We start from the raw sequence: 24,025 nt of genomic DNA on the forward strand, positions 1-24,025 counted from the left end.
TGACTCTTGTGACTTTTCGCGACCCGACTCGGGGTTTCGGCGGCGTCAGACCAGCCCGAGCAGCACCGCCACGCCCCAGGCGACGCCGCCGAGCAGCGCCCAGCCGCCCGCGGCGCAGGCGACGATGATCGCGACGCGGGTGCGGAGCGGCAGGCGGTCGACCACCGGCTCGGCGGCGTAGAGCGCTTCCTCGAGCTCGGCCTGGCTGGTCGCGCCATAGGGCAGGCGGATCGGCGCGGCGGGAGCGGCGACCAGCGCCTTGGCGAAGTCGCTGTCGCTCAACGGCTCGAGGAACTCGCAGCCGTATCCGGTCTCGGCCTGGCGGACGACGCGCGCCTTGCGCACGCCGATGCCGGCGAGGCCAAGCCCGATCTCGCTGCCGACCCTGAGCTCGGCCGAAACGACCACGCGGAAGCCGCCCGCGGAGAGGTCCTCGACCACCGCGTCGAGCGGCGCCCAGTCCGAATCCCTCAGCGTCGCGTCGCGCTCGAGCCGATGGCGCTCGGCCGATCGGTCGTCTTCGCGATAGAGTCGCGCAGCAATCGACATGTCCGGAACCCCTTCTTGCCCGGTCCCGACGTGGACCGACAGGGGTTGCCGTCGCGTAAACGCGGCGGCCGATTATCGATACGGGACGCTAATCGCCCGCGAAGCCGAACGGCGTCAGCCCCGCCTCGCGCTCGCTGACCAGCAGCGCGCGGCCGGCGGGCGGGGCGGAGCGCTGGGGACAGTCGGGGCGCGTGCAGGCGCGGCAGCCGGGACCGATCGGGACGGCCTGGCCCGCGAGGTCGAAGCCGCGCGCGGCGGCGAGGTTGCGCGCATCGGCCGCGGCGATGCCGATCCCCACGGCGAAGCGCGCATGGATGCCGCCCGCACGCGCGCCCTGCGGCTGGACGCTCCTCGCCAGCGTGAACCAGCGCCCGCCGCCCTCGAGCTCGACGAGCTGCGCGACGATCTCGCCGGGCCGCGCGAACGCGTCGAAGATCGCCCAGAGCGGGCAGGTCCCCGGTCCCTCGGCGAGCGGCGAGGCGCTCGCGCCCGCATAGCGTTTGGAGACCTGGCCGGCGCGGTCGATGCGGATCATGAAGAAGGGCAGGCCGCGCGCGCCGACGCGCTGGAGCGTCGCGAGCCGGTGCGCGACATGCTCGAACCCCGCGCCGAAGCGGCGCTGGAGCAGCTCGAGGTCGTACCCCGTCGCTTCGCAGGCGCGCAGGAAGCGGGCGTAGGGCATCATCACCGCCGCGGCGAAATAGCCGGTCAAGTGGCGGCGGAAGAGCCGCTCCGCCAGCCGCTCGAGCGCGGCGCCGCGGACCAGCGCGTCGATCTCGCCGCGCGCTTCCTCGGCGAGCTGCTGCGCGAGCGCGAAGCTGCGCGCGGGGGCATCGAGCAATTCCGAGAGCTGGAGCTGGCGGGCGTGGAGGTCGAGGCGCTTGAGCCGGTCGGGCATCACTTCGACCGGCAGGATGCGCACCGAGAGCTGGTGCTTGACCCGCAGCCGCTCGGCCATCGCGCCATAGAGGTCGCCGGCGGCGAGACGAAGCTCGTCGGCGAGCCGCTCGGCAGCGGCGTCGAGGTCGGCGAAATGGTTGCGCCAGCGCTCGATCTCTCGGCGGACGGCGATCGCGGGATCGGGCGCGGCGTCGGCTTGCGCCCCGCCGCCGGTGCCGATCCGGTCATAGGCGCGCGCGAACGCCTCGGCGCCGCCGGGCGCGCCGGCGAGCCATTCCTCGACTTGCGTCCGGTCGATCTCGAGGTCGGCGAACATCGGGTCGGCGAGCCGGCGCCGCAGCCCCTCGCCGCCGCCGCCCGGCTCGCCGGCGGAGAGCGCGCGCGGATCGAAGTCGAACTGCTCGGCGAGGCGGAGGAGCAAGGTCGCGGTCAGCGGCCGCTGGTTGCGCTCGACGAGGTTGAGATAGCTGGGCGAGATGCCGAGCACATCGGCCATCGCCGCCTGCGTCATCGCGGCACCGCGGCGAAGGCGGCGGACGGCATGGCCGGCGAAAAGCTTTGGATCTGCCATCGGCACTCGAAAACGGGTGCGGAGACTTCGTCCGCCCGTTTGGGGCCACGCCGGGGGACGTGGTGGGCTCGCGAAGTCTCCGCTGGCGCGGGGTGTGGCAGGGTGGAGCGAAATTGTCAATGAAATTACAATATCACAACTCGAGTACGTGCTCCCCGCGACAGGTCGACGCCTTTTCCGATGCCTTTCCTCTGCCTCCTGGACCGATTCAAGCGCTAGGAGGCGTGCAACCCATCGTCGAGTTGTAAAGGATAGCACATGACCACGACCTTCGAAGATCTCGTCCCCGCGCCCCAGGGCCGGTTCGACGGCATCGACCGCCCCTATTCGGCGGAGGACGTGGCGAAGCTGCGCGGCTCGCTGCCGATCGAGCACACGCTCGCGCGCCGCGGCGCGCTCAAGCTCTGGGAGCTGCTCAAGACCGAGGACTATATCAACGCGCTCGGCGCGCTCAGCGGCAACCAGGCGATGCAGATGGTGCGCGCCGGGCTCAAGGCGATCTACCTTTCGGGCTGGCAGGTGGCGGCCGACGCCAACACCGCGGGGCAGATGTACCCCGACCAGTCGCTGTATCCTGCGAACGCCGGTCCCGAACTCGCGCGCCGGATCAATTCGACGCTCCAGCGCGCCGACCAGATCGAGCACATGGAAGGTGGCGCCCAGCGCGACTGGTTCGCGCCGATCGTCGCCGATGCCGAGGCTGGCTTCGGCGGGCCGCTCAACTGCTTCGAGATCATGAAGGCCTATATCGCCGCGGGCGCCGCCGGCGTGCATTATGAGGACCAGCTCGCGAGCGAGAAGAAGTGCGGCCACCTGGGCGGCAAGGTGCTGATCCCGACGCAGGCGCACATCCGCAACCTCGATGCGGCGCGCCTCGCGGCCGACGTGTGCGGCGTGCCGACGGTGATCTGCGCGCGCACCGACGCCGAGAGCGCCAGGCTGATCACCTCGGACGTCGACGAGCGCGACCGCGAGTTCCTGACCGGCGAGCGCACGCCCGAGGGCTTCTTCCGCCTCAAGGACGGCACCGGCGTCGACCATTGCATCAAGCGCGGCCTCGCCTTCGCGAGCCATGCCGACTTGCTGTGGTGGGAGACCAGCCACCCCAACATGGACGATGCCCGCCGCTTCGCCGAGGCGATCAAGAAGGAGCATCCGAACAAGATGCTCGCCTACAACTGCTCGCCCAGCTTCAACTGGGAGAAGAACCTCGACAAGGACGACATCGCCAAGTTCCAGCGCGAGATCGGCGCGATGGGCTACAAGTTCCAGTTCGTCACGCTCGCGGGCTTCCACCAGCTCAACTTCGGCATGTTCGAGCTGGCGCGCGGCTACAAGGATCGCGGCATGGCGGCCTATTCGGAGCTGCAGCAGGCCGAGTTCGCCGCCGAAGTGAACGGCTACACCGCGACGCGCCATCAGCGCGAAGTCGGCACCGGCTATTTCGATGCGATCGCGCAGACGGTGGCGGGGGGCGCCAGCTCCACCACTGCGCTCGCCGAGAGCACCGAAGCCGCCCAGTTCAAGCAAGAAGCCGCGTAAGAGGAGAGTGAGCCATGCAGACCGACGAAACCCGTGAGCCGCCCAGCCCTGAACCTCAGCGTGCCCGCGCGGTGTTCTCGACCGAAGACTTCCGCCTGCTTCGCGAGGCGGTGGGCGATTACATGCTCAAGGTCCGCGACCAGCCGGAATCGGTGAAGTTCTCGAACCTCTATCACCGCCTCGGCCGCGTCGCCTGAGGCACGAGTTTCCTGGGGAGGAAAAGGTGTCCGCCGGGGCTGGTCCCCGGCGGGCATTTCTTCGTCAGGCGGGGACGGTGTGCTTGCGGAACCAGTCGGTGAGCGCCTCGACGCTCAACTCGCCCGCCGCGAGCGACAGGAAGGTCATCACCAGTTCGACGTCGTCGCACGCAAGCCGATAGCCGTTGAGCACCAGGAAGGTTTCACTCACCACGGCGGCGGTGCGTTTGTTGCCATCTACGAAGGGATGGTTGCGCGCGATGCCATAGGCATAGCTCGCCGCCAGCTCGGCCGCATCGGGCTCGCCATAGGCAACGAGATTGAGCGGTCGTGCCATCGCGCTCTCGAGCATGTTCCGATCGCGCACACCCTCAGCGCCGCCGTGTTCGGCGAGCTGTTCCCCATGCGCAGCCTCGGCGACCGCGAGGTCGACCCAGATCCACTCGCGCTGGGCCATGACTATTTGGCGAGTTCGCGCAACGCATTACGGCGGCGTTCCATCACGTCGCGCGCAGCCTTCATCTGGTCTTCGAAGCCGGGATCGTGCCGGGTGAGCTGGATACCGCCCGGCACATCGCTGACGCTCAGCTCGTCACCCAGCTCGACGCGCAGGCGCGCGAGCATCTCCTTGGACAGGATCACGCCGGCCGAATTGCCGACACGGACGATCTTGAGCGCCTTGGTCATACAGACGTTATAACGCAAAATGCGCCAAAAGTCTACCGCGTCGCCGCCGCCAGCCGCGCCACACGTGCCTCATGTTCGGCCTTGCCGAAGGGAAAGCGGCTGTAGAGCCAGGCGGCGGCCATCGCGAGGCCGAGGTACAGCGCGATGAAGGCCAGCGTCAGCTCGTCGAGCGCCGCCTTGGGCACTGTCCCCGGCAATGCGCCGGTCGGGAAATGCGTCAGCAGCACGATCAGCCCCGAGCCGAAGATGCCCAGCCCGCTCGTGCACTTCTGGATGAAGAAGGAGCCCGCGAAGAACACTCCCTCGGAACGCCGCCCGGTGTCCATCTCCGAATATTCAACGACGTCGGCGAGCATCGAGGCGCCGAGGATCGTCGAGGAGACGCTGCAGCTCGTGTTGAAGTAGAAGATCGCGAAGAGCAGCGGGAAGAGCACCGGATTGCCCGGCTCGGGGAAGAAGCCGACCAGCCGCAACACATAGGGTGTCGCCAGCAGCAGCGCGGCGGCGATCATGAACCCCATCGCCGCGCGCGGCTTGCCGATCCGGCGCGCGACGCGCGGCGCGATCACGAAGGCCGTCGCCGCGCCGGCGAGCAGCACCAGGCTCATCCACAGATAGTCGCTCCCCTCCATCCGCCAGACGTGCGCGTAGAGATAGTTGGAGAGCGAGAAGCTGATCCCCTGCGCCGAATAATAGCAGAGCGCCGCGCCCATCAGCGTGAGGAAGGCGCGGTTGCTGATCGTCTGCCAGAAATCCCGGAAGGTCTCGCCGCGCGGCTTCTTCGCGACGTCGGCGCGCGGCAGGCGCCTGATCTCGCCGTGCGTGCCGATCGCCGAGGTGAGGATCGCGAGCGCCATCAGCGCCGCCCCGCCGATCGCGAAGCCCGGATAGCCGCCGCGGCTGAACTGCCCCGCCTCCTGCCCCGGCCCGGGCGCAAGGAACCAGCCATAGGCCGCCATCATCATCGCCATGCCGCCGCCCCAGCCGAAGAGGTAGCGATACGCCATGATCCGCGTGCGCTCGTCGTAATCGGCGGTAAGCTCGGGGCTCAATGCCTGCGAGGGGACCTCGAACGCCGAGACCGCGGTGCGTACGATCACCGCAGTGGCGAACAGCCAGGCGAGCTGCAGCCCGTGCGAGCCCGCGGGCGGGTTCCACAGCAGCCACCAGCCGATCGCGATCGGCAGCGCCGCGCCGTACATCCAGGGATGGCGCCGACCCCAGCGACTGCGCGTCCGGTCCGAGAGCACGCCGATCGCGGGGTCGATGAACGCGTCGAGGAACAGCGCGCACATGATCGCGAAGCCGACCTGCTCGGCGGGCAAATGCACCACCTGGTTGTAGAAGAGCAGCAGGAAGGTGAGGAAGCCGAAGTCCTTCACGCCATAGGCGACCGCGCCGAAGCCATAGGCGAGCATCACCGGCGTCTTGAGCCGGCGGACGGGCGGGAGCGCCGAACGCGGGGCTTCGGCGGCGGGGTTCGGCCTCTCCATCGCATCAACCATAGGAAGGGCGCCCGGCGCGGGTCAATCGGCCAAAGTTGGAAAAACGGGTATGTTGCGCGGGCCGACGCTCGCGCTATAGCGAGCCGGCCGCGACCAGCGGAATGGAAGTCGAGGGACGGAGAGGCATGGCGCTCGACGCGGAAGTCTTCGAGGCATTGATCGACACGATCCGCCGCTTCGTGAGCGAACGCCTCCGCCCGCTCGAGGCCGAGGTCGAGGCAGCCGATGCGATCCCCGAGGATGTCGTCGAGGAGATGAAGGCGCTCGGGCTGTTCGGCCTGTCGATCGCGCCCGAATATGGTGGGCTTGGCCTCACGATGCGCGAGGAATGCCTCGTCGCGATCGAGCTGGGGCGGACCACGCCGGCGTTCCGCTCGACCTTCGGCACGAATGTCGGGATCGGCTCGCAGGGGCTGGTGATGGCGGGCACCGACAAGCAGAAGGCCGAATGGCTGCCGCGGATCGCGAGCGGCGAGGTGATCGCCAGCTTCGCGCTCACCGAGCCCGACGTCGGCTCCGATTCGGGCGCGGTGAAGACGCGCGCGGTGAAGGCCAAAGACGAGAATGGCGCCGATGTCTATCGGATCTCCGGCACCAAGCGCTTCATCACCAATGCCGACAAGGCGCATGTCTTCACCGTGATGGCGCGCACCGGCGACGAGCCCGGCGGGCGCGGCGTCTCGGCCTTCCTCGTTCCGCGCGACCTGCCGGGACTCAGCATCGGCGAGCCCGAGAAGAAGATGGGCCAGAAGGGCGCCAAGGTGGCGGACGTGCTCTTCGAGGAGGTGCCGGTGCCGACGTCGCTGCGGCTCGGCGAGGAGGGGCAGGGGTTCAAGGTGGCGATGCAGGTGCTCGACCGCGGGCGGCTGCACATCTCGGCGGTGTGCATCGGCGTGGCCGAGCGGCTGATCGCCGATTGCGTCGCCTATGCGAGCCAGCGCAAGCAGTTCGGCAAGCCGATCGCCGAGCACCAGCTGATCCAGGCGATGATCGCCGATTCGAAGACCGAGGCCTTGGCCGCGCGCGCGCTGGTGCTCGAGACCGCGATACGCAAGGACGCCGGCGAGAACACCACGATGGAAGCCGCCGCGGCGAAATATTTCGCCAGCGAGATGGTCGGCCGCGTCGCCGATCGTGCCGTGCAGGTCTTCGGCGGCGCGGGCTATATCGCCGATTACGGCATCGAACGGCTCTACCGCGATGTCCGGCTGTTCCGGATCTACGAAGGCACCAGCCAGATCCAGCAGCTGATCATCGCGCGCGAAACCATCAAACGGGGAGGATGATTTTGGATATCGACAGTCTGTTCCGGCTCGACGGCCGCGTCGCGCTGGTCACCGGAGGCTCGCGCGGGATCGGGCGGATGATCGCCGCCGGGTTCGTCGCCTCGGGCGCCAAGGTCTATGTCTCGTCGCGCAAGGCCGAGGCGTGCGAGGAAGTCGCGGCCGAGCTCGGCTCGATGTGCGTCGCGATCCCGATGGACGTGTCGACGGTCGAGGGCTGCAAGGCGCTGGCGGCGGCGGTGGCCGAGCGCGAGTCCAGGCTCGACATCCTGGTCAACAATGCCGGCGCCGCCTGGGGCGTGCCCTTCGACGAATTCCCCGAGAGCGGCTGGGACAAGGTGATGGACCTCAACGTCAAGTCGCCCTTCTTCCTGACGCAGGCGCTGCACGGGCTGCTCAAGGCGGGCGCGTCGATGGCGCGGCCGGCCAAGGTGATCAACATCACCTCGATCGACGGGCAGAGGGTCAATCCCTGGGAGACCTATAGCTACCAGGCGTCGAAGGCGGCGCTGATCCATCTGACGCGGCGGATGGCGGCGCGGCTGATCCAGGACCAGATCGTGGTGACCTCGCTCGCGCCCGGCGCCTTCCCGAGCCAGATGAACAAGGCCGCGCGCGACCATGGCGATGCGGTCGCCCAGCGCATCCCCTCGGGCCGGATCGGCGTCGACGAGGACATGGCCGGCGCGGCGATCTACCTCGCCAGCCGCGCGGGCGACTATGTGGTGGGCGAGACGCTGACGGTGGACGGCGGGCTGGTCAATGCCTCGCTGGGGGTGTCGATCGACGGGTGAGGCTCAGGCGGTGACGATCCGCACCAGGATCACGACGAACATCACCACCCAGAGTTGCAGCGCCAGCCGCCGCGCCCGGCGGCGGCGCGGCACCTTGCCGCCTGGCATACGGATCGCGGGCTTGTCCCAGGTCCAGCGGAAGAATGCCGCATAGGGGATGGTGCAGAGGAGCACGATGACCAGCGTGCTGACCCATTCCGGCGCCCGAAGCGCGCTCAGCAGCAGCGAGACGACGAACCACGCGCCAAGCGCGGCAATGCAGATCAGCGAGACGATCAGGCCGTAGCTGCCGAAATCCGCTTCGACGTCGAAGACCTCGTCCGGGTCGATGGGATCCGGCCCGGCGCTCATGGGGCGACGGCTGGCGCTGCCGCCTTCCCCACGAGCGCAGCAAGGTCCATCGACGCTATCGCGCGATCCCGCCCGCGGCGAGCACCGCCAGCGTCACCAGCTCGCTCGCGGTCGCGGTCATCGGCGCGATCTGCACGGGCTTCTCCATGCCGATCAGCATCGGGCCGATCGTCGAATCGCCACCGAGCTCGCGCAGCAGCTTCGCCGAGATGTTCGCCGACTGGAGCCCCGGCATGATCAGCACGTTCGCGGGGCCCGAGAGCCGCGCGAAGGGATAGAGCGCGAGCTGCCTGGGGTTGAGCGCCACGTCGGGCGCCATCTCGCCTTCGTACTCGAAGCCCGGATCGCGCTCGTCGAGGATCTTCACCGCGCCGCGGACATTGTCGAGCCAGCGGCCCTCGGGGTTGCCGAAGGTCGAATAGCTGAGGAAAGCGACGCGCGGCTCATGGCCCATGCGCCGCGCCACCGTCGCGGTGCCCTCGGCGATGTCGGCGAGTTCCTCGGCGGTCGGGCGCTCGTTCACCGTCGTGTCGGCGATGAACACGGTGTGCGACTGGCCGACCATCAGATGGATGCCGAAGGGCGTGCGGCCCTCGGCGGGATCGAGCACGCGGCGGACCTGGCGCATCGACTCGGCCCAGGTGCGCGTCACGCCGGTGATCAGCGCATCGGCCTGGCCCATGCGGAGCAGCAGCGTGCCGAAGATGTTGCGGTCGCGGTTGACCATGCGCTCGCAGTCGCGGCGGAGGTAGCCGCGGCGCTGGAGCCGGCCGTAGAGCAGGTCGACCATGCCCGGCACCAGTGGCGAGTTGACGCTGTTGTGGAGCTCATACTCATCCGGATTGGCGCCGAGCCGGCGCAGGCGATCGAGCACGCTCTCGCGGCCGACGAGCACCGGCGTGCCATAGCCGCCTTCCTTGAAGGCGATCGCGGCGCGCAGCACGACTTCCTCCTCGGCCTCGGCGAAGATCACCCGCTTGGGATGCGCGCGCGCGCCTTCATAGGCGAGGGTGAGCACCGATGTCGTCGGGTTGAGCCGCGCGCGCAGCTCCTGCCGATAGGCGTCCATGTCGTCGATCGGCTTGGTCGCCACGCCCGAATCCATCGCCGCCTGGGCGACCGCGGCGGGGACGATCTCCATCAGCCGCGGATCGAAGGGCGCGGGGATGATATAGTCGGGGCCGAAGCTGTGCTGCACGCCGTACGCTGCGGCGACTTCCTCGGGCACCTGCTGGCGCGCGAGCTCGGCGAGCGCGTTCGCCGCGGCGATCTTCATCTCGTCGTTGATCGTCGTCGCGCGCACGTCGAGCGCGCCGCGGAAGATGAAGGGGAAGCCGAGGACGTTGTTGACCTGGTTCGGATAGTCCGAGCGGCCGGTGGCGATGATGGCGTCGGGGCGCGCCGCCTTGGCGACCGGCGGGCTGATCTCGGGATCGGGGTTTGCCATCGCGAAGATGATCGGCTTGGGCGCCATCTTGGCGAGCAGCTCGGGCGCCAGCGAATTGGCCGAGGCGAGCCCGAGGAACACGTCGGCGCCGTCGAGCGCCTCGGCCAGCGTGCGCTTGGTCGTGTTGACCGCGTGCGCCGACTTCCACTGGTTCATGCTCTCGGCTCGGCCCTGATAGATCACGCCCTGCAGGTCGAGCATCAGCAGATTGTCGTGCGGCAGGCCCATCGCCTTGATCAGCTCGGCGCAGGCGATCGCGGCGGCGCCGGCGCCGAGCATCACCACCCGGGTCTGCTTGATGTCGCGGCCGGTGAGGTGGAGCGCGTTGATCAGCCCCGCGGCGGCGATGATCGCGGTGCCGTGCTGGTCGTCGTGGAAGACCGGGATCTTCATCCGCTCGCGGAGCGTCTGCTCGATCACGAAGCATTCGGGGGACTTGATGTCCTCGAGATTGATCCCGCCGAAGCTCGGCTCGAGCAGCGACACCGCGTCGATGAAGCGCTCGACATGCTCGGTGTTCACTTCGAGGTCGATCGAGTCGACGTCGGCGAAGCGCTTGAAGAGGACGGCCTTGCCTTCCATCACTGGCTTGGACGCCAGCGCGCCGAGGTTGCCCAGCCCCAGGATCGCGGTGCCGTTCGAGACGACCGCGACGAGGTTGCCCTTGGCGGTATAGTCGTATGCCGTCGCCGGGTTCTCGGCGATCGCGCGCACCGGCACTGCGACGCCGGGCGAATAGGCCAGCGCCAGGTCGCGCTGCGTCGCCATCGGCTTGGAGGCGACGATCTCGATCTTACCGGGCCGCCCTTCGGAGTGGTAGAGCAGCGCCTCGCGATCGGAGAATTGGACGGTGGCGTCTTCGGACAATGGGGATCTCCTGGGCGAACGCTCCCGCTATTAGGAGAGCGCTCGGCCCAAGGGAACCCGATTCAGGTTCAATTCCCAGGGAGTGACTTCGGGTTCAGCGCACCGGCGATGCTGCGCATGCGACGAGCGCGGCATGGAGTCCCTCGCCCCAGGCGCGCAGGCGGAGCGCGTGCGCGGTCACCAGGTCGAGGTCGTGGACGGCGTTGCCGGTGAGCGCGACGGCGTCGAAGCGCGGTGGATCGGGGATTTTCGCGGCGGGCAGGCAGGCGACCGGAACGGGCACTTCGACGATGCGCGGCGGCTGGGTCGCGGTCGAGCAGGCGGCGAGGAGGAGCGGGGCGAGGGCGGAAAGGTTGCGAACATCGCCCATGTCAGAGGTCCCCCACCGCCTGTTTGAACGCGCTCGAGGTAGCGCAGCCGACCGCGGTGGGCGCGCGCGCCGAGTGTTCGAGCGCGCGGACCGCCGGGCTGTTCGCTGCCTTGTCCCGTGCGGCCGCGAGCGCGCGTTCGGCGGCCTGGCGCTGCGCTTCGCCGGCCTTGCCGAGCGCTTCGATCGCATCGTTCTGGTTCGCGACTGCGGCCTTGCAGGTGGCGAGCGACGCGATCGCCGTGTCGCGCTCGGCAGTGCGGCGCGCGAGCGTGCTCCGCGTGACCAGCAGCGCCGCGAACAGCAGCAGCGCGAGGCCGGCGAGCACCGCAGTTGCGATGCTCGCCGTGCGCAGGGTGAAGGTCGGCATTGGCTTCGGCTCCCCGTTCGGATAGGAACGAAGCGGGAACATGCGAAATCCTACATTGCAACGATCTTCAACCGTCATCCCGGCGAAAGCCGGGACCCAGGGCCACGGGCAATATGGCTTGCTGCCCTGGGTCCCGGCTTTCGCCGGGATGACGGTGGTGGGGATCGGGATCGGGATGGTGGCAAGGGGAACTGACCGGCGGTATCGCTCTGGAGGCCGCCCCTCGCTTACGCTAACCGCTGCCGATGGCTGATTCGAGTGCCGCCCCCACGCCCATGATGGCGCAATATCTCGCGCTGAAGGCCGAGGCGGGCGACTGCCTGCTCTTCTACCGGATGGGCGACTTCTTCGAGCTGTTCTTCGACGATGCGAAGATCGCCAGCGCCGTGCTCGACATCGCGCTCACCGCGCGCGGCGAGCATGACGGCGACAGGATCCCGATGTGCGGCGTGCCCGCGCATGCGATGGAGGGCTATCTCGCGCGCCTCATCAAGGCCGGGCATCGGGTGGCGATCGCCGACCAGATCGAGACCCCCGAACAGGCGAAGAAGCGCGCGGGCTCCAAGGCGCTGGTGATGCGCGCGATCGTCCGGCTGGTGACCGCGGGGACGCTCACCGAGGAGGCGCTGCTCGACAGCCGCACCGCCAACTGGTGCGTCGCGGTGGGCGAGGCGAGCGGGAGCGTGGCGATCGCCTGCGCCGACATCTCGACCGGGCGCTTCGAACTGATCGAGACCGACGCCGCCGCGCTAGGCGCCGAACTGGCGCGGCTCAACCCGGCCGAGGTGGTGGCGTCCGAAGCCTCGGCCTTCGCCGAGGCCGCGACCGTGCTGCGCCCCCGGATCGACTTCGACAGCGCGGGCGGCGAGGCGCGATTGAAGGCGCTCCACGGCGTCGCGACGCTCGACGGCTTCGGGCAATTCTCGCGCGCGGCGCTGGCGGCGGCGGGCGGGCTGCTCGCCTATGTCGAGCATACCGCGCGCGGCTCGCTGCCGCTTGTCCGCCCGCCGCGCGTGCGCCGCACCGACGCCTGCATGGCGATCGACGCGGCGACGCGCGAGAGCCTCGAGCTCACCGTCAGCCAGGCCGGGCAGCGCAAGGGCAGCCTGCTCGATGCGATCGACCGCACCGTCACCGGCGCGGGCGCGCGGCTGCTCGGCGCCGACCTTTCCGCGCCGCTGATGGACCGGGCAGCGATCGAGGCGCGGCTCGACCTCGTCCAGCATTTCCACGACGACGCCGGCACGCGCGAGATGCTGCGCAGCAAATTGCGCGCGCTCCCCGACATTGGCCGCGCGCTCGGCCGGCTCGCGGCGGGGCGCGGCGGCCCGCGCGACCTCGGCCAGCTTCGCGACGGGCTCGACGGCGCGTGGCGGCTCGGCGACCGGCTCGCGGGGATGGAGACCGCGCCGCCCTTGCTGCGCGAGCTTGCCCCGCAGCTCCAGGGGCATGGCGCGCTGATCGACCTGCTCGCCCGCGCGCTCGTCCCCGAGCCGCCGGTCGACGCCGCGAACGGCGGCTACATCGCCGAGGGCTATGACGCCGCGCTCGACGATCTGCGCGACACCGGCGCGGGCGGCCGCCGCGCGATCGCCGCGCTCGAGGCCGAGTATCGCGCGCGCACCGGCACCCAGAGCCTCAAGATCCGCCACAACGGCGTGCTCGGCTATCATATCGAAGTCCCCGCCAGGAACGCCGACCCGCTGATGGCGGCCGACAGCGGCTTCGCGCATCGCCAGACGCTCGCCGGCGTGGTGCGCTTCAACGCGCCCGAGCTGCACGAGCTGGCGATCAAGGTCACCCAGGCCGGCGCGCACGCGCTCGCCGCCGAGGCCGCGCACCTCGAGGAGCTGACCACCCAGGCGCTGGCGCGTTCGGAGCCGATCGCCCGCACCGCCGATGCGCTCGCGCGGATCGACGTCGCCGCCGCGCTCGCCGAGCGCGCCGCGGAGGGCGGCTGGGCGCGGCCGGGGCTCGTCGACCATGCGTGTTTCGAAGTCGAGGGCGGGCGGCATCCGGTCGTCGAAGAAGCGATCGCGCGCTCGGGCGGGCGGTTCGTCGCCAACGACTGCATCCTCTCCGAGACCTCGCGGCTCTGGCTGGTGACCGGCCCCAACATGGGGGGCAAGTCGACCTTCCTCCGCCAGAATGCCCTCATCGCGGTGCTCGCCCAGGCGGGCAGCTACGTCCCCGCGGCGCGCGCGCGGCTGGGGCTGGTCGACCGCCTGTTCAGCCGCGTCGGCGCCTCGGACAACCTCGCGCGCGGCCGCTCGACCTTCATGGTCGAGATGGTCGAGACCGCGGCGATCCTCGCGCAGGCGACGCCGCGCAGCTTCGTGATCCTCGACGAGGTCGGCCGCGGCACCTCGACCTATGACGGGCTCGCGATCGCCTGGGCGGTGGTCGAGGCGATCCATGAGGAGAACCGCTGCCGTTGCCTGTTCGCGACGCACTATCACGAGCTCACGCGCCTCGCCGAGCGCTGCGACGCGCTGTCGCTCCACCATGTCCGCGCGCGCGAGTGGAAGGGCGACCTCGTGCTGCTCCACGAAGTCGCCGAGGGGCCGGCCGATCGCAGCTACGGCCTGGCGGTGGCGCGGCTCGCCGGGCTGCCGCCGCTGACGATCCGGCGCGCCAAGGCGGTGCTCGACAAGCTCGAGGCCGGCCGCGCCAAGACCGGCGGGCTCGCGGCGGGGCTCGACGACCTGCCGCTGTTCGCCGCCGCGGCCGAAGCGGAGGAAGAGAAGGTCGATGCGCTGCGCGAGGAGCTGGCGCGCTACGACGTCGATGCGCTGAGCCCGCGCGAGGCGCTCGAGGCGCTGTACCGGCTCAAGGGGATGGCGGCGGAATGAGCGTCACGCTTGCCCGCCTCGCCGCCGCGCTCGAAGCGAGCTGGGACGCCGAGACCGCCTATCTCGGCGCGGTCCGCCCGGGCAATCCAGCCTATGGGCAATGCTATCCGACCTCGCGCGTGGTGCAGCATTATTTCCCCGAGCTCGATGTCGCGCGCGGCGAGGTCGCGACCGGCAGCGGCACCGAATGCCATTTCTGGAACGTCCGCGTGACGGGCGACGCGGTCGAGCACATCGACCTCAGCTGGCAGCAATTCCCGCCCGGGTCGCGACGCCTTGCTTTCGAACTGCTCGACCGCGAGCCGGATGATAGCCCGGCGACGACGGCGCGCTGCGCGCTGCTGCTGGCGCGCGTGAGGGCGGTGCTGCCCTCATGAGCAAGGATGAACCCGAGGAAACCGGTGCCAACCTCCAGCTCGTCGGCCTGGGTTTCATCGGCCTCGGGTCGTGCTTCCTGGTCTTCATGGCCGCGCTGGTGATCGCGCATTACGGCTTTGGCGCACCCGTGCACATGCGGCGGTCCGGCGGACTGGCGCCGGAGGGCGGCCTCGCTTTCGCGATCCTGTTCTTCGTCGCGGCGGGCGCCGGGATGGTGTTCGCCGGCATCCGGATGCGCCGCGCAGCCGGCAGGATGTTCGGCGAGGAATAGACCCCAGCGGCCGCGTGCCTTTCGCCCGAAGCCGCGCTATCCCCCGGTGATGGACCTCGCCGCGATCGTCGACGAAATTGCCGAAGAGATGCTCGCCGCACCCGAACGCGGCACGCCGGCGAGCTACATCCCGCCGCTCGCCGCGGTGGATCCGGCGCGCTTCGGGATCGCGCTCGTCACCGCGGGGGGCGAGGAGCTGTTCGCCGGCGACGCCGAGGCGCCCTTCTCGATCCAGTCGGTGTCCAAGGTCTTCGCGCTCACCCTCGCGCTCGGCACGGTCGGCGACCAGCTGTGGCAGCGCGTCGGGCGCGAGCCCTCCGGGAGCGCGTTCAACTCGATCGTCCAGCTCGAGACCGAGCAGGGCATCCCGCGCAATCCCTTCATCAACGCCGGCGCGATCGTCGTCTCGGACATCCTGCTCGGCCACCACGAGCCGCGCGAAGCGATCGGCGAGATGCTGCGCTTCGTCCGCGCGCTCGCCGGCGACGACGGCATCTTCATCGACGAAGCGGTCGCGCGAGCCGAGGCCGAGACCGGCTTCCGCAACATCGCGCTCGCCAACTACATGCGCGCCTTCGGCAACCTCCGGCATCCGGCGGAGCGCGTGCTCGGCGTCTATTTCCACCATTGCGCGCTCGCGATGAGCTGCCGGCAGCTCGCGCGCGCCGGGCGCTACCTGATGGCGGGCGGGCGCAACCCCGAGACGGGGCAGAACATCGTCTCGGCGGCGCGCGCGCGGCGGATCAACGCGCTGATGCTCACCTGCGGCCATTACGACGGCTCGGGCGAGTTCGCCTTCCGCGTCGGGCTGCCGGGCAAGTCGGGCGTGGGCGGGGGCATTCTCGCGGTGGCGCCGGGCGTCGCGTCGATCGCGGTCTGGTCGCCGGGGCTCAACGAGCGCGGCAATTCGCAGCTCGGCACGCTCGCGCTCGAGCGGCTCGTCCAGCGCACCGGCTGGTCGGTGTTCGAGCCGCATTGAGGCTCGCCTCCGTGTCATTACGGAGATCAAACGAACTTCTTAACCAATAATGCGCAAATCGGTGCAATTCTCCCATCCTAGCGCTCGAATGGGGATCCGAGCACGATGGGAACCACAGGACGACCGGAGAGCCCGGCGCCGGAGGGTGCTGCGATGCTGCCCGCGGACGGGAGCAATGCGCGCACCTCGCGCCGCTACTCCTTCCGCAGCGCGCCGTTCCGCGTGCGCGCGCCCGGCGTCGACTCCGAGATCCGCTTGAAGGACCTGTCGCGCGGCGGCGCCTGCGGGCTGATGGCCGAGCCGCTGACCGTCGGCGACTATGTGATCGTCGAGCTCGACGCGCGCCACCAGGCCGAGGCCGAAGTCTGCTGGGTGCGCCGCATGCTCGTCGGGCTGCGCTTCACCCAGCCGCTCACCCAGGCGTTCGTCGAGGGGCTGCACGCGCGCAACCACGGCCTCGCGCTGTCCTTCCCGCCGATCGTCGACGGGCAGCGCTGATCCGGTCAGTGCAGGTTGAGCAGCCGCCCGATCGCCACGCCGATCAGCCCGAGGATCACGCCCGCCACGATGGTGCGCACCCAGCGGATGCGGCGCGGCGGCTCGGGATCGGGAAGGGGGGATTCGATCATCGAAGCGAGTGTAGCACAAAATGAAAGAGGCCGCCGGGCCCCCATCCGAGGTACCCGGCGACCTCCGACATGGTCAGCGGCCGGAAGCTCCAGCGCGGGAGACCATGCGGACCGCTTTGCTGCAGGCCGGCGAGCGTTGATTGGAGGAGAATACCTCCCGCTCACCCGACGGACGGAGGGCTTCCGTCCGCGCCTTCAGCTCAGCGGCGCGTCTCCCGAACGAACTGAACCGACCCCATTGCTGAACCATGAGACATCGGATCACCTCCTTTCGCCAGTTGAAGACTAACGTACCCCGCCGGGTACGGGATGAATCTTGAATCAGCGCGAGTCGCAGAACAAGTCTTGTTTTGCATCGCAATAGATGCGACTCTCACGGTTCTGCGCGCCACCATCCCGCGTCGCGCCGGTCTCTCCAGAAATTTCGGCCAAAATCCAGCCACTTGCTGAGGCTCCGGCTCAGTGGTGCTTGAAATATTGCACCTCGCGCTCGTGCTTTTCGGCCGCGGCGCGGGTGCCGAAGGTGCCGAGGTTGCGGCGCTTGCCGGTGTCGGGGTCGGTCTTGCGCGAATAGAGACGGTATTCGCCGGACTTGAGCTTGCGGATCATGTCGCACCTCCTCGCGCGCACCAACGCGCGAGGCGGCCCGGCTATCCGGCGCGGCGGCAATCCTCGACGACGCGGCCGATCTCGGCCCAGGCGGGCACGGCGAGCGGCGCCAGCCCGCCGCCCTCCACCGCGAAGCGCCCGCGGCTGTAGGCGATCGCATCGAGCAGTGCGTCGCGCGTCGCCAGCGTCGCGGCGGCATAGACGCCGTCGCCCACCGCCGCGGCGTCGAGCGTGCGCGCAAGGCTGGTGGTGCGGATCATCAACCGCGCGTCGCCGGTGCCCGGCGCGATGCGGCGCGCGAGGTAGAGCTGGCCGCGCTCGCGGTCGCAGCGCAGCGTCAGCTCGGCGTCGCTGCCGACCTGGCCGAACAGCGCGATGCTGCCGCGCGCGTCCTGGCGATAGGCCCAGGTGCCCTGCGTCGCGGGCCAGTCGCGCCAGTCGGCGGCGAGGGGCGGCGTCGGCGCGGGCGCCGGGGCAGGTTGTGGCGCGGGCCGGGGCGGCGGCAGCGGCGCGGGAGCGGGCTGGGGCGGCGGAGCGGGCACGGCCGAGCAGCCCGCGAGCAACGCGGCGGCGGCGATCAGACCGGCTACAGGCAAAGGCACGCGCGACATGGCGGCGTTATGCGGGAAGCCCGGCGGGGGCTCAACCGCTGATCTTGCCCAAATCAGGCGGCGCGGCGCTCGGTCGGCGTGTCGCCGCGCGTGCAGAGGTCGCCGGGGTTGGCGCGGTTGGCGACGTCGCCGAGCAACGCCTGGGTGTCGGCGCGGAAGGCGTCCCATTCGCGCGCGATCCGCGCCACCGGCCAGTCGGAGAGATAGGTGGCGAAGCCGAGCGTCACGGCCTGATAGTCGGCGCGATAGACGCCGGCGAGCAGCCCGGTGAAGGGGCTGGCGGTGGGCAGCATCAGCTCATAGTCGCCGCGGCCTTCACGGATGCGGTGCGCGAAGATCGCGCGGGCGACCTGCCAGCGGATTGCTGCGACTGCGGCGGGATCGGCGGCCTCGACCGCGACGATGTCGAGCAGCAGCCGCGCTTCGGCGACGAACTCGCGATATTCCGCTTCGAGATCGACGAACCAGCACATACGCCCACGCCCCTGAACAACCGAGTCGCAGCCTAACGAATAATGCGCCGGGAGTCGCTTGGGGCCTCTACGCTGCGGGTGCGTACGGGGTGGGACGGCAAGGTAGCGTCAACCATGTGGGGCGCCCCGCCAGAACTTCCGCCTGACGGGCGTCACAACCCCGATGGATTTGCCACCCTGAACTTGGGCGTGCCATCGGCTGTGCGCGTCGAAAGCAGGTGGGAAGGGGGAGGCGCTGCCTCTTAAGCCGTCATCCCGGCGAAAGCCGGGACCCAGGGCCGCGAGCGACGTCCTCCGCAACCCTGGGTCCCGGCTTTCGCCGGGATGACGGTGGGTTTTGGTCGAAGAGACGCCACTCCGTCACCGTGCCTCACCATTGATGGCAAAAGGCGCTCAAGGCGTCGTCGTGGTCGTGATCGCCTCGACCAGTCCCGGCAGCCAGGTCCCGCTCTGGTCGCGCAGCCGGAAGGTGTTGGTATAGGCCCAGGCGCAGGTCTGGATGCCGATCGAGGCATAGGCCGCGCTCATCTGCCGATAGTAGAGGATGCGCTGGTCGAGCGGGATGCCGGTGTCGTCGATCGCGCCATATTCGCCGACGAACGGCACCCGGCCCGTGCGCGTGATATAGTCGCGGACCTTCTGGAGGTTGGCGTTCAGCCCCGCATAGTCGCTCGCGCTGCCGAAGGTCGTGCCGAGCGGCGGGGTGGGGGTCACCCAGGTCGCGCCCTGGTGGGTGAAGTTGAACGGGTCGTAGCTGTGGATCGTCGGCACCAGATAAGGATCCGCCGGCAGCGTGAGCGTCGCGAGCGAATCCACCCCGCTCCAATTCTCGCCGCCGATGATGATCGGGCGCGTCGGGTTGGTGACGCGAATCGCGGTGATCGCGGGGGTGAGCGTCGCGACGAGGTTGGCGTTGGTGAGATTGCCGTGCGGCTCGTTGATGAGCTCGAACCACACGCTGGACGGCTGCGACTGGAACTCGACCGCGATCTGCCGCCACATCTCCGCGAGCCGCGTCGTATTGCCCGCCGGATCGGTGAAGAGATCGTCGAAATTGTGCATGTCGATCAGCACGTTGAGCCCGGCGGCGGTGGCGCCGTCGACGACGTGGCGGACGCGCGCCATGAAGGTCGCGTCGATCGTATAGGGCGCCGCCGACAGCGCATGCCCCGAGAACCACACGGGCAGGCGGATCGTCGCGAAGCCCGCGGCCTTGATCGTCGCGAAGTCGCTGTCCTGGATCGCCCGGCCCCAGCTGCCCTCGTTTGGCTGCGCTTCCAGCATGTTGCCCATGTTGACGCATTTGCCGAGCGGCACGTGCACGCCCGTGGTCGGCAGCGCCGCGGCGGCGGGGGTGTAGCTGGGCGTGGGGGTCGGCGTGGGGGTCGGCGTCGGGGTCGGGGTGGGTGTCGGCGTCACGATCGTCCCGCCGCCGCCGCTCGATCCGGTGCCGCTCGCGCCGCCGCCGCACGCAGTCAGGGCCAGCGCGACGATGCTCGCCGCCGTGCGCAACATCGGCTTGGTCATGTTCTTGCTCCTCAGTAAGCGGGCAGGGTGGCGGTGGTCGCCATCCCGTCCGCGATGCCCGGCTCCCAGCCGCTGCCGTCGCGCCACAGGTGATAGGTGTTGGTGTAGCCCCAGGCGCAGCTCTGCACGCCCACCGACGCGAACGCCGAAGTGACGAGGCTGTAGTAGGTCGCGCGCATCGCCACCGGCCGGCTCTCGTGCGCGCCGACCTCGCCGACGAAGGGCACGCGGCCGGTCCGCTCGATGAAGCCCCTGATCCGCGCCGAGAAGGCCTTGAGCTCGGCGATGTCGGCCGCGGTGCCGAAGTCGGTGCGCACCGCGGGGTTCATCCACGGCGCCTTGTCGAAACCGACGTTCTGCGGGTCGTAGTAATGGAAGGTGGGGACGATGTTGGGATCGTCGGGGAAGTCGAACTTGAGCATCTCGTCGAAGTTCGCCCATTTCGGCCCGTCGATCACCACCGGGCGCGTCGGATTGGTCTCGCGCACCGCGGCGAGCGCGGGGTCGATCACCTGGCGCAGGTTCGAGGCGTCGAGCTTGTCGTTGGGCTCGTTGATCAGCTCGAAAGTGACCGAGCGCGGCGCGTCGGCGAAGGCCGCGCCGATCTGGCGCCACATCGCCGTGAAGCGCGGCGCTTCCCTGAGCGGGTCCTTGAACAGCGCCTCGTCGGCATAGTGATGCATGTCGACGATCACCGCGAGGCCCTTGGACGAGGCGAGGTCGACGATGTGGCGGACGCGCTGCAGGAACGCGGGATCGATCGTATACGGCGCGTCCTGGCGGGCGTGCGCCGAGAAGCGGACGGGGAAGCGCACCGCGGTGAAGCCCTTCGCGGCGATATTGGCGATGTCCGAATCCCGGAGGTCGCGGCCCCAGGCGCCGGGGCTGGGCGCGTCGAACATGTTCGAGAGGTTGACGCATTTGCCGAGGCGGAGCGTTGTGCCCCGGGTGGGCGCGGCGGCGGGGGCGGGAACGAAGGGGTTGGCCTGCTGGGCTGGGGCCGGGCCTGCCAGCGTCGCGGCCGCGATCAACGATAGCGCCACGCGGCGCGCGGCCTGGGCCGGTCCCGTCATCCATCCACTCCCCGTTGCGTGGGACGCCCTCTGTGGCGGAGCGCCTCTGTCAACGTTGCCAGCTTGCACCGGCGGAAACGGATTGCAAGCGAATGTTAGCGGTAACTGGTTGCGGGTCAGAATTCCGCCCGGGTGACCCCTTCGGCGAGCGTGCCGTAGACGCAGACGGTGCGATCGCCGAAGATCTCGCCGGCGTCGAACTCGGCATCGAAGCGCCCGCCGCCATGGAAGCCGACCGCGCGGCCGCGCAGTGCGGCCTTGAACTCGGCGGGGCCGAGCACGCCGTAATCGGCGCAATGTTCGCGCGCGGCGGTCATCAGCTTGGCGACGGCGCAGTCCTTCATCCGGTCCAGCCAGGTGTCGAGATGGTGCTGGAAATCGCGCGCATCGGGCAGGATCGCTTCGGCGCCGGGCTTGTCGACGGCATGGAGGATGACGCGCACGATCCGCCCGTCGGCGACGCGCCGGTCCTGCTGGAACCAGCCTTGCGCGCGCTGGAGCCGGAAGCAGCCGACGACGGGGTCGTCGATCTCGCACGGCGGCGGCAGCGGCGGGCGAGGCTCGCGCTGGGTGACGGCATCGATGACGCTGGTGATGAGGTTGCGCATACCGGTGCGGACTCCCGCGAATGGGCTTGGCGGGATGTTCGGTCAGTTCGGGGCGGGAGGCAAGGGGACTATCCGAAAGAGTCCAGCGGCCATCCCGACGCCCAACCGTCATCCCGGCGAAGCCGGGACCCAGGGTTGCAGAGGACATCGCCCCTGGTCCTGGGTCCCGGCTTTCGCCGGAATGACGGTGTTTCTAGCCGGTATCGAAGGATGTCAGGCCGCGCGAGGGACGATCCGGTCCAGCGCGCCATTCAAGGCGCGCTTGGCTTCGAGCAATTCATATTCATTCTGGAGCCGCAGGAAGAAGCCTTCGGACATGCCGAAATAACGCGAGAGCCGCAGGTCGAGCTCGGCGTCGATTGTTGGCCGGCCTTCGATCACATCCGCGATGCGCGCGGCATCAACTCCGATGCTTGCTGCCAGATCGTTCGCGCTCATCTCGAGCGGATCGAGGAACTCGAGCTTCAGCATCTCGCCCGCGTGCGGATTCTCCAGCCAATCCGCGGGATCGGCAGACCAGGCGCCATCAGTGATAATCGGTGACTTCGACATCCGCCGTTGCTCCGTCGCGTGGCGTGAAGACGATCCGCCACTGACGATTGATCCTGATAGCCTATTGGCCCGCCCGGTCGCCATGCAAGGCATGAAGATCGTTACCGGGCGGGACGCGAAGCTGCGTCCAGTCCGAGAGTACCTTCATCTCGCGCAGCAGCCGCATCGCCTTGGGCTGGCTCTCGGGCGGAAGCTTGCGACTGCGGATGCCGAGCGCGAGGCGTTCGGTTTCCTTGTCGGCGAAGCTCAGGATCATGGCTTTCTCCATGTCCCACAATTAACGCCGATTGACCTCATCGTTACCGCCGTCAGTCGCATAACCTAGGCACGTACCAGTTTGCGGCCTCACCCCCGCCCCCCGAACTTCCGCTGCGTCTTCCCGAACCGCGTCTTCCGCGTCCCCGGCTTGCCTTCGTTCGACCGCCCCATCACCGGCGCCTTGTGCTCGCCCGCCGGCAGCCCGAGCTCCTCCGCCTCCAGCGCCCGGATCTGGTCGCGCAGCCGCCCGGCTTCCTCGAACTCGAGGTTCGACGCCGCCTCGCGCATCGCCTTCTCCAGATCCTCGATGTACGCGCGCAGGTTATGCCCCACCATGTGCGGGCGATCCGCGTCGATCTCGACCGTCACCTGGTCCTTGCTCGCCACATGCGCGATGATGTCGCCGATCTGCTTCTTCACGGTCTCGGGCGTGATGCCGTGCTCGGCGTTGTACGCCTCCTGCTTCTCGCGCCGCCGCCCCGTCTCGGCCAAGGCGCGCTCCATCGAGCCGGTCATCCGGTCGGCATAGAGGATCACGCGGCCCTCGACGTTGCGCGCGGCGCGGCCGATCGTCTGGATCAGCGACGTCTCCGAGCGCAGGAAGCCCTCCTTGTCGGCATCGAGGATCGCGACGAGGCCGCACTCGGGAATGTCGAGCCCCTCGCGCAGCAGGTTGATGCCCACCAGCACGTCGAACACGCCCATCCGCAAGTCGCGGATCAGCTCGATGCGCTCCAGCGTCTCGGTGTCGGAATGCATGTAGCGGACCTTCACCCCCGCCTCGTGCATATACTCGGTCAGGTCCTCGGCCATGCGCTTGGTGAGCGTGGTGACGAGCGTGCGATAGCCGAGCGCGGTGGTCTTCTTGCACTCCTGGATCAGGTCCTGGACCTGCTCCTCGACCGGCTTGATCTCGACCGGGGGATCGATCAGCCCGGTCGGGCGGATCACCTGCTCGACGAACACGCCGCCCGACTGCTCGAGCTCCCACGTCCCCGGGGTCGCCGAGACATAGGTGGTCTGCGGGCGCATCGCGTCCCATTCGTTGAAGCGCAGCGGTCGGTTGTCGATCGCGCTCGGCAGGCGGAAGCCATATTCGGCGAGCGTGATCTTGCGCTTGTGGTCGCCGCGCGACATGCCGTTGATCTGGCCGATCGTCTGGTGGCTCTCGTCGACGAAGAGCAGCGCATTCTCGGGCAGATATTCGAACAGCGTCGGGGGCGGCTCGCCGGGCAGACGGCCGGTGAGGAAGCGCGAGTAGTTCTCGATGCCGGCGCACGAGCCCGTCGCCGCGATCATCTCGAGGTCGAAGTTGGTGCGCTGCTCCAGCCGCTGGTGCTCGAGCAGCTTGCCCTCGGCCTCGAGCTCCTTCAGCCGCTCGGTGAGCTCGTGGCGGATTCCCTCCATCGCCTGCTTGAGCGTCGGCCCCGGCGTCACATAGTGCGAATTGGCGAAGACGCGGACATGGTCGAGGCTCGCGACCTTGCTGCCGGTCAAGGGATCGAACTCGGTGATCGACTCGATCTCCTCGCCGAACATCGAGACGCGCCAGGCGCGGTCCTCGTAGTGGGCCGGGAAGATCTCGATCACGTCGCCGCGCCGGCGGAAGGTCCCGCGCGTGAAGGCCGCGTCGTTGCGCTTGTACTGAAGGGCCACGAGGTCGGCCATCAGCCGCCGCTCGTCGACGATCTCGCCGACCGACAGGTCGAACGTCATCGCCGTATAGGTCTCGACCGAGCCGATGCCGTAGATGCAGCTGACCGAGGCGACCACGA

The 24,025-nt window shown here is 69.3% G+C and carries 28 protein-coding genes; 9 read left to right on the forward strand and 19 right to left on the reverse strand.

Annotation, left to right across the window (positions count from 1 at the left end; genetic code table 11):
* Nucleotides 1-45: 45 nt before the first annotated feature.
* Both J7495_RS09635 and J7495_RS09640 read right to left on the reverse strand, forming a co-directional pair.
* A complete protein-coding gene (locus J7495_RS09635) occupies nucleotides 46-549 on the reverse strand; it encodes a PilZ domain-containing protein (protein WP_294056269.1) in 504 nt (167 codons plus the stop codon).
* A gap of 88 nt (nucleotides 550-637) precedes the next feature.
* A complete protein-coding gene (locus J7495_RS09640; RefSeq protein ID WP_294056270.1) occupies nucleotides 638-2,020 on the reverse strand; it encodes a short-chain fatty acyl-CoA regulator family protein in 1,383 nt (460 codons plus the stop codon).
* Nucleotides 2,021-2,278: 258 nt separating this feature from the next.
* On the opposite strand from J7495_RS09640, the gene aceA reads away from it, so the two are divergent.
* Nucleotides 2,279-3,562 carry an isocitrate lyase gene (gene aceA, locus J7495_RS09645; protein ID WP_294056271.1) on the forward strand — a complete coding sequence of 428 codons (1,284 nt, stop codon included), beginning with the start codon at nucleotides 2,279-2,281 and terminating at the stop codon, nucleotides 3,560-3,562.
* A gap of 14 nt (nucleotides 3,563-3,576) precedes the next feature.
* Nucleotides 3,577-3,759: a hypothetical protein gene (locus J7495_RS09650; RefSeq protein WP_294056272.1), complete on the forward strand. Its 183-nt coding sequence runs from the start codon at nucleotides 3,577-3,579 to the stop codon at nucleotides 3,757-3,759.
* 64 nt (nucleotides 3,760-3,823) lie between these two features.
* Here the strand turns inward: J7495_RS09650 and J7495_RS09655 are convergent, their stop codons facing one another.
* From J7495_RS09655 to J7495_RS09665, 3 genes are read right to left on the reverse strand one after another with little or no spacing between them, the layout of a single operon-like run.
* Nucleotides 3,824-4,216 (reverse strand): type II toxin-antitoxin system death-on-curing family toxin, encoded by a 393-nt coding sequence (locus tag J7495_RS09655; RefSeq protein ID WP_294056273.1) that lies wholly within the window; start codon nucleotides 4,214-4,216, stop codon nucleotides 3,824-3,826.
* Nucleotides 4,217-4,218: 2 nt separating this feature from the next.
* Complete coding sequence (locus J7495_RS09660) at nucleotides 4,219-4,446, reverse strand: AbrB/MazE/SpoVT family DNA-binding domain-containing protein (protein ID WP_294056274.1); 228 nt, start codon at nucleotides 4,444-4,446, stop codon at nucleotides 4,219-4,221.
* A gap of 32 nt (nucleotides 4,447-4,478) precedes the next feature.
* Entirely contained in the window at nucleotides 4,479-5,939 is a 1,461-nt protein-coding gene (locus J7495_RS09665) for an MFS transporter (RefSeq protein WP_294056275.1), read from the reverse strand.
* Between the two features lie 137 nt (nucleotides 5,940-6,076).
* Between J7495_RS09665 and J7495_RS09670 the strand changes: the two genes are divergently transcribed.
* Both J7495_RS09670 and J7495_RS09675 read left to right on the forward strand, forming a co-directional pair.
* Nucleotides 6,077-7,237 carry an acyl-CoA dehydrogenase family protein gene (locus J7495_RS09670; RefSeq protein WP_294056276.1) on the forward strand — a complete coding sequence of 387 codons (1,161 nt, stop codon included), beginning with the start codon at nucleotides 6,077-6,079 and terminating at the stop codon, nucleotides 7,235-7,237.
* 2 nt (nucleotides 7,238-7,239) lie between these two features.
* On the forward strand, nucleotides 7,240-8,028 hold the full coding sequence (locus J7495_RS09675; protein ID WP_294056277.1) for an SDR family oxidoreductase: 789 nt from the start codon (nucleotides 7,240-7,242) through the stop codon (nucleotides 8,026-8,028).
* Nucleotides 8,029-8,031: 3 nt separating this feature from the next.
* On the opposite strand, the gene J7495_RS09680 is transcribed toward J7495_RS09675, so the two are convergent.
* The 4 genes from J7495_RS09680 to J7495_RS09695 form a co-directional block, all read right to left on the reverse strand.
* Nucleotides 8,032-8,379 (reverse strand): hypothetical protein, encoded by a 348-nt coding sequence (locus J7495_RS09680; RefSeq protein WP_294056278.1) that lies wholly within the window; start codon nucleotides 8,377-8,379, stop codon nucleotides 8,032-8,034.
* A 55-nt stretch (nucleotides 8,380-8,434) separates the two neighbouring features.
* Complete coding sequence (locus J7495_RS09685) at nucleotides 8,435-10,693, reverse strand: NADP-dependent malic enzyme (RefSeq protein ID WP_294056279.1); 2,259 nt, start codon at nucleotides 10,691-10,693, stop codon at nucleotides 8,435-8,437.
* Nucleotides 10,694-10,787: 94 nt separating this feature from the next.
* On the reverse strand, nucleotides 10,788-11,063 hold the full coding sequence (locus J7495_RS09690) for a hypothetical protein (RefSeq protein WP_294056280.1): 276 nt from the start codon (nucleotides 11,061-11,063) through the stop codon (nucleotides 10,788-10,790).
* 1 nt (nucleotide 11,064) lies between these two features.
* Nucleotides 11,065-11,430: a hypothetical protein gene (locus J7495_RS09695; RefSeq protein WP_294056281.1), complete on the reverse strand. Its 366-nt coding sequence runs from the start codon at nucleotides 11,428-11,430 to the stop codon at nucleotides 11,065-11,067.
* A 275-nt stretch (nucleotides 11,431-11,705) separates the two neighbouring features.
* Here J7495_RS09695 and mutS point away from each other — a divergent pair, with 275 nt between their 5' ends.
* From mutS to J7495_RS09720, 5 genes are all read left to right on the forward strand, one after another.
* A complete protein-coding gene (mutS, locus tag J7495_RS09700; protein WP_294056303.1) occupies nucleotides 11,706-14,282 on the forward strand; it encodes a DNA mismatch repair protein MutS in 2,577 nt (858 codons plus the stop codon).
* The gene (locus J7495_RS09705; protein ID WP_294056282.1) at nucleotides 14,279-14,659 is read left to right on the forward strand and encodes a hypothetical protein; all 381 of its coding nucleotides are present in this window, start codon (nucleotides 14,279-14,281) and stop codon (nucleotides 14,657-14,659) included. Before mutS ends, J7495_RS09705 begins: the two co-directional genes overlap by 4 nt.
* Nucleotides 14,656-14,931: a hypothetical protein gene (locus tag J7495_RS09710; RefSeq protein ID WP_294056283.1), complete on the forward strand. Its 276-nt coding sequence runs from the start codon at nucleotides 14,656-14,658 to the stop codon at nucleotides 14,929-14,931. Before J7495_RS09705 ends, J7495_RS09710 begins: the two co-directional genes overlap by 4 nt.
* A 49-nt stretch (nucleotides 14,932-14,980) precedes the next feature.
* A complete protein-coding gene (locus tag J7495_RS09715) occupies nucleotides 14,981-15,910 on the forward strand; it encodes a glutaminase (protein WP_294056284.1) in 930 nt (309 codons plus the stop codon).
* 153 nt (nucleotides 15,911-16,063) lie between these two features.
* On the forward strand, nucleotides 16,064-16,408 hold the full coding sequence (locus J7495_RS09720) for a PilZ domain-containing protein (protein ID WP_294056285.1): 345 nt from the start codon (nucleotides 16,064-16,066) through the stop codon (nucleotides 16,406-16,408).
* Nucleotides 16,409-16,413: 5 nt separating this feature from the next.
* Here the strand turns inward: J7495_RS09720 and J7495_RS09725 are convergent, their stop codons facing one another.
* The 10 genes from J7495_RS09725 to uvrB form a co-directional block, all read right to left on the reverse strand.
* Complete coding sequence (locus J7495_RS09725) at nucleotides 16,414-16,539, reverse strand: hypothetical protein (RefSeq protein ID WP_294056286.1); 126 nt, start codon at nucleotides 16,537-16,539, stop codon at nucleotides 16,414-16,416.
* A gap of 459 nt (nucleotides 16,540-16,998) precedes the next feature.
* Nucleotides 16,999-17,148, reverse strand: coding sequence for a hypothetical protein (locus tag J7495_RS09730; protein ID WP_294056287.1), 150 nt, complete (start codon nucleotides 17,146-17,148; stop codon nucleotides 16,999-17,001).
* A gap of 41 nt (nucleotides 17,149-17,189) precedes the next feature.
* Nucleotides 17,190-17,759 (reverse strand): hypothetical protein, encoded by a 570-nt coding sequence (locus J7495_RS09735; protein ID WP_294056288.1) that lies wholly within the window; start codon nucleotides 17,757-17,759, stop codon nucleotides 17,190-17,192.
* Nucleotides 17,760-17,812: 53 nt separating this feature from the next.
* Nucleotides 17,813-18,232: a hypothetical protein gene (locus tag J7495_RS09740; protein WP_294056289.1), complete on the reverse strand. Its 420-nt coding sequence runs from the start codon at nucleotides 18,230-18,232 to the stop codon at nucleotides 17,813-17,815.
* Nucleotides 18,233-18,625: 393 nt separating this feature from the next.
* Complete coding sequence (locus J7495_RS09745; protein WP_294056290.1) at nucleotides 18,626-19,759, reverse strand: glycoside hydrolase family 5 protein; 1,134 nt, start codon at nucleotides 19,757-19,759, stop codon at nucleotides 18,626-18,628.
* A gap of 11 nt (nucleotides 19,760-19,770) precedes the next feature.
* Complete coding sequence (locus J7495_RS09750; RefSeq protein ID WP_294056291.1) at nucleotides 19,771-20,832, reverse strand: glycoside hydrolase family 5 protein; 1,062 nt, start codon at nucleotides 20,830-20,832, stop codon at nucleotides 19,771-19,773.
* Nucleotides 20,833-20,948: 116 nt separating this feature from the next.
* Nucleotides 20,949-21,440 carry a DUF2262 domain-containing protein gene (locus J7495_RS09755; RefSeq protein WP_294056292.1) on the reverse strand — a complete coding sequence of 164 codons (492 nt, stop codon included), beginning with the start codon at nucleotides 21,438-21,440 and terminating at the stop codon, nucleotides 20,949-20,951.
* A 213-nt stretch (nucleotides 21,441-21,653) separates the two neighbouring features.
* Nucleotides 21,654-22,076, reverse strand: a complete 423-nt coding sequence (locus J7495_RS09760; protein WP_294056293.1) for a HigA family addiction module antitoxin — start codon at nucleotides 22,074-22,076, stop codon at nucleotides 21,654-21,656.
* On the reverse strand, nucleotides 22,054-22,248 hold the full coding sequence (locus J7495_RS09765; RefSeq protein WP_294056294.1) for a hypothetical protein: 195 nt from the start codon (nucleotides 22,246-22,248) through the stop codon (nucleotides 22,054-22,056). The genes J7495_RS09760 and J7495_RS09765 overlap by 23 nt, the downstream gene beginning before the upstream one ends.
* Before the next feature lie 89 nt (nucleotides 22,249-22,337).
* Nucleotides 22,338-24,025 (reverse strand): excinuclease ABC subunit UvrB (uvrB, locus tag J7495_RS09770; RefSeq protein WP_294056295.1); only part of this gene is annotated, 1,688 nt, incomplete at its 5' end.

Origin of the sequence: Sphingomonas sp., assembly GCF_017745215.1 — a bacterium.
Lineage (GTDB): Bacteria > Pseudomonadota > Alphaproteobacteria > Sphingomonadales > Sphingomonadaceae > Sphingomonas.

Excerpts from the sequence above, each read along its gene's own strand:
- J7495_RS09635 (WP_294056269.1), bottom strand. The coding sequence starts at position 549 with ATGTCGATTGCTGCGCGACTCTATCGCGAAGACGACCGATCGGCCGAG.
- J7495_RS09640 (WP_294056270.1), bottom strand. The coding sequence starts at position 2,020 with ATGGCAGATCCAAAGCTTTTCGCCGGCCATGCCGTCCGCCGCCTTCGC.
- aceA (WP_294056271.1), top strand. The coding sequence starts at position 2,279 with ATGACCACGACCTTCGAAGATCTCGTCCCCGCGCCCCAGGGCCGGTTC.
- J7495_RS09650 (WP_294056272.1), top strand. The coding sequence starts at position 3,577 with ATGCAGACCGACGAAACCCGTGAGCCGCCCAGCCCTGAACCTCAGCGT.
- J7495_RS09655 (WP_294056273.1), bottom strand. The coding sequence starts at position 4,216 with ATGGCCCAGCGCGAGTGGATCTGGGTCGACCTCGCGGTCGCCGAGGCT.
- J7495_RS09660 (WP_294056274.1), bottom strand. The coding sequence starts at position 4,446 with ATGACCAAGGCGCTCAAGATCGTCCGTGTCGGCAATTCGGCCGGCGTG.
- J7495_RS09665 (WP_294056275.1), bottom strand. The coding sequence starts at position 5,939 with ATGGAGAGGCCGAACCCCGCCGCCGAAGCCCCGCGTTCGGCGCTCCCG.
- J7495_RS09670 (WP_294056276.1), top strand. The coding sequence starts at position 6,077 with ATGGCGCTCGACGCGGAAGTCTTCGAGGCATTGATCGACACGATCCGC.
- J7495_RS09680 (WP_294056278.1), bottom strand. The coding sequence starts at position 8,379 with ATGAGCGCCGGGCCGGATCCCATCGACCCGGACGAGGTCTTCGACGTC.
- J7495_RS09690 (WP_294056280.1), bottom strand. The coding sequence starts at position 11,063 with ATGGGCGATGTTCGCAACCTTTCCGCCCTCGCCCCGCTCCTCCTCGCC.
- J7495_RS09695 (WP_294056281.1), bottom strand. The coding sequence starts at position 11,430 with ATGCCGACCTTCACCCTGCGCACGGCGAGCATCGCAACTGCGGTGCTC.
- mutS (WP_294056303.1), top strand. The coding sequence starts at position 11,706 with ATGATGGCGCAATATCTCGCGCTGAAGGCCGAGGCGGGCGACTGCCTG.
- J7495_RS09705 (WP_294056282.1), top strand. The coding sequence starts at position 14,279 with ATGAGCGTCACGCTTGCCCGCCTCGCCGCCGCGCTCGAAGCGAGCTGG.
- J7495_RS09710 (WP_294056283.1), top strand. The coding sequence starts at position 14,656 with ATGAGCAAGGATGAACCCGAGGAAACCGGTGCCAACCTCCAGCTCGTC.
- J7495_RS09715 (WP_294056284.1), top strand. The coding sequence starts at position 14,981 with ATGGACCTCGCCGCGATCGTCGACGAAATTGCCGAAGAGATGCTCGCC.
- J7495_RS09720 (WP_294056285.1), top strand. The coding sequence starts at position 16,064 with ATGCTGCCCGCGGACGGGAGCAATGCGCGCACCTCGCGCCGCTACTCC.
- J7495_RS09725 (WP_294056286.1), bottom strand. The coding sequence starts at position 16,539 with ATGATCGAATCCCCCCTTCCCGATCCCGAGCCGCCGCGCCGCATCCGC.
- J7495_RS09730 (WP_294056287.1), bottom strand. The coding sequence starts at position 17,148 with ATGATCCGCAAGCTCAAGTCCGGCGAATACCGTCTCTATTCGCGCAAG.
- J7495_RS09735 (WP_294056288.1), bottom strand. The coding sequence starts at position 17,759 with ATGTCGCGCGTGCCTTTGCCTGTAGCCGGTCTGATCGCCGCCGCCGCG.
- J7495_RS09740 (WP_294056289.1), bottom strand. The coding sequence starts at position 18,232 with ATGTGCTGGTTCGTCGATCTCGAAGCGGAATATCGCGAGTTCGTCGCC.
- J7495_RS09745 (WP_294056290.1), bottom strand. The coding sequence starts at position 19,759 with ATGACCAAGCCGATGTTGCGCACGGCGGCGAGCATCGTCGCGCTGGCC.
- J7495_RS09750 (WP_294056291.1), bottom strand. The coding sequence starts at position 20,832 with ATGACGGGACCGGCCCAGGCCGCGCGCCGCGTGGCGCTATCGTTGATC.
- J7495_RS09755 (WP_294056292.1), bottom strand. The coding sequence starts at position 21,440 with ATGCGCAACCTCATCACCAGCGTCATCGATGCCGTCACCCAGCGCGAG.
- J7495_RS09760 (WP_294056293.1), bottom strand. The coding sequence starts at position 22,076 with ATGGCGACCGGGCGGGCCAATAGGCTATCAGGATCAATCGTCAGTGGC.
- J7495_RS09765 (WP_294056294.1), bottom strand. The coding sequence starts at position 22,248 with ATGATCCTGAGCTTCGCCGACAAGGAAACCGAACGCCTCGCGCTCGGC.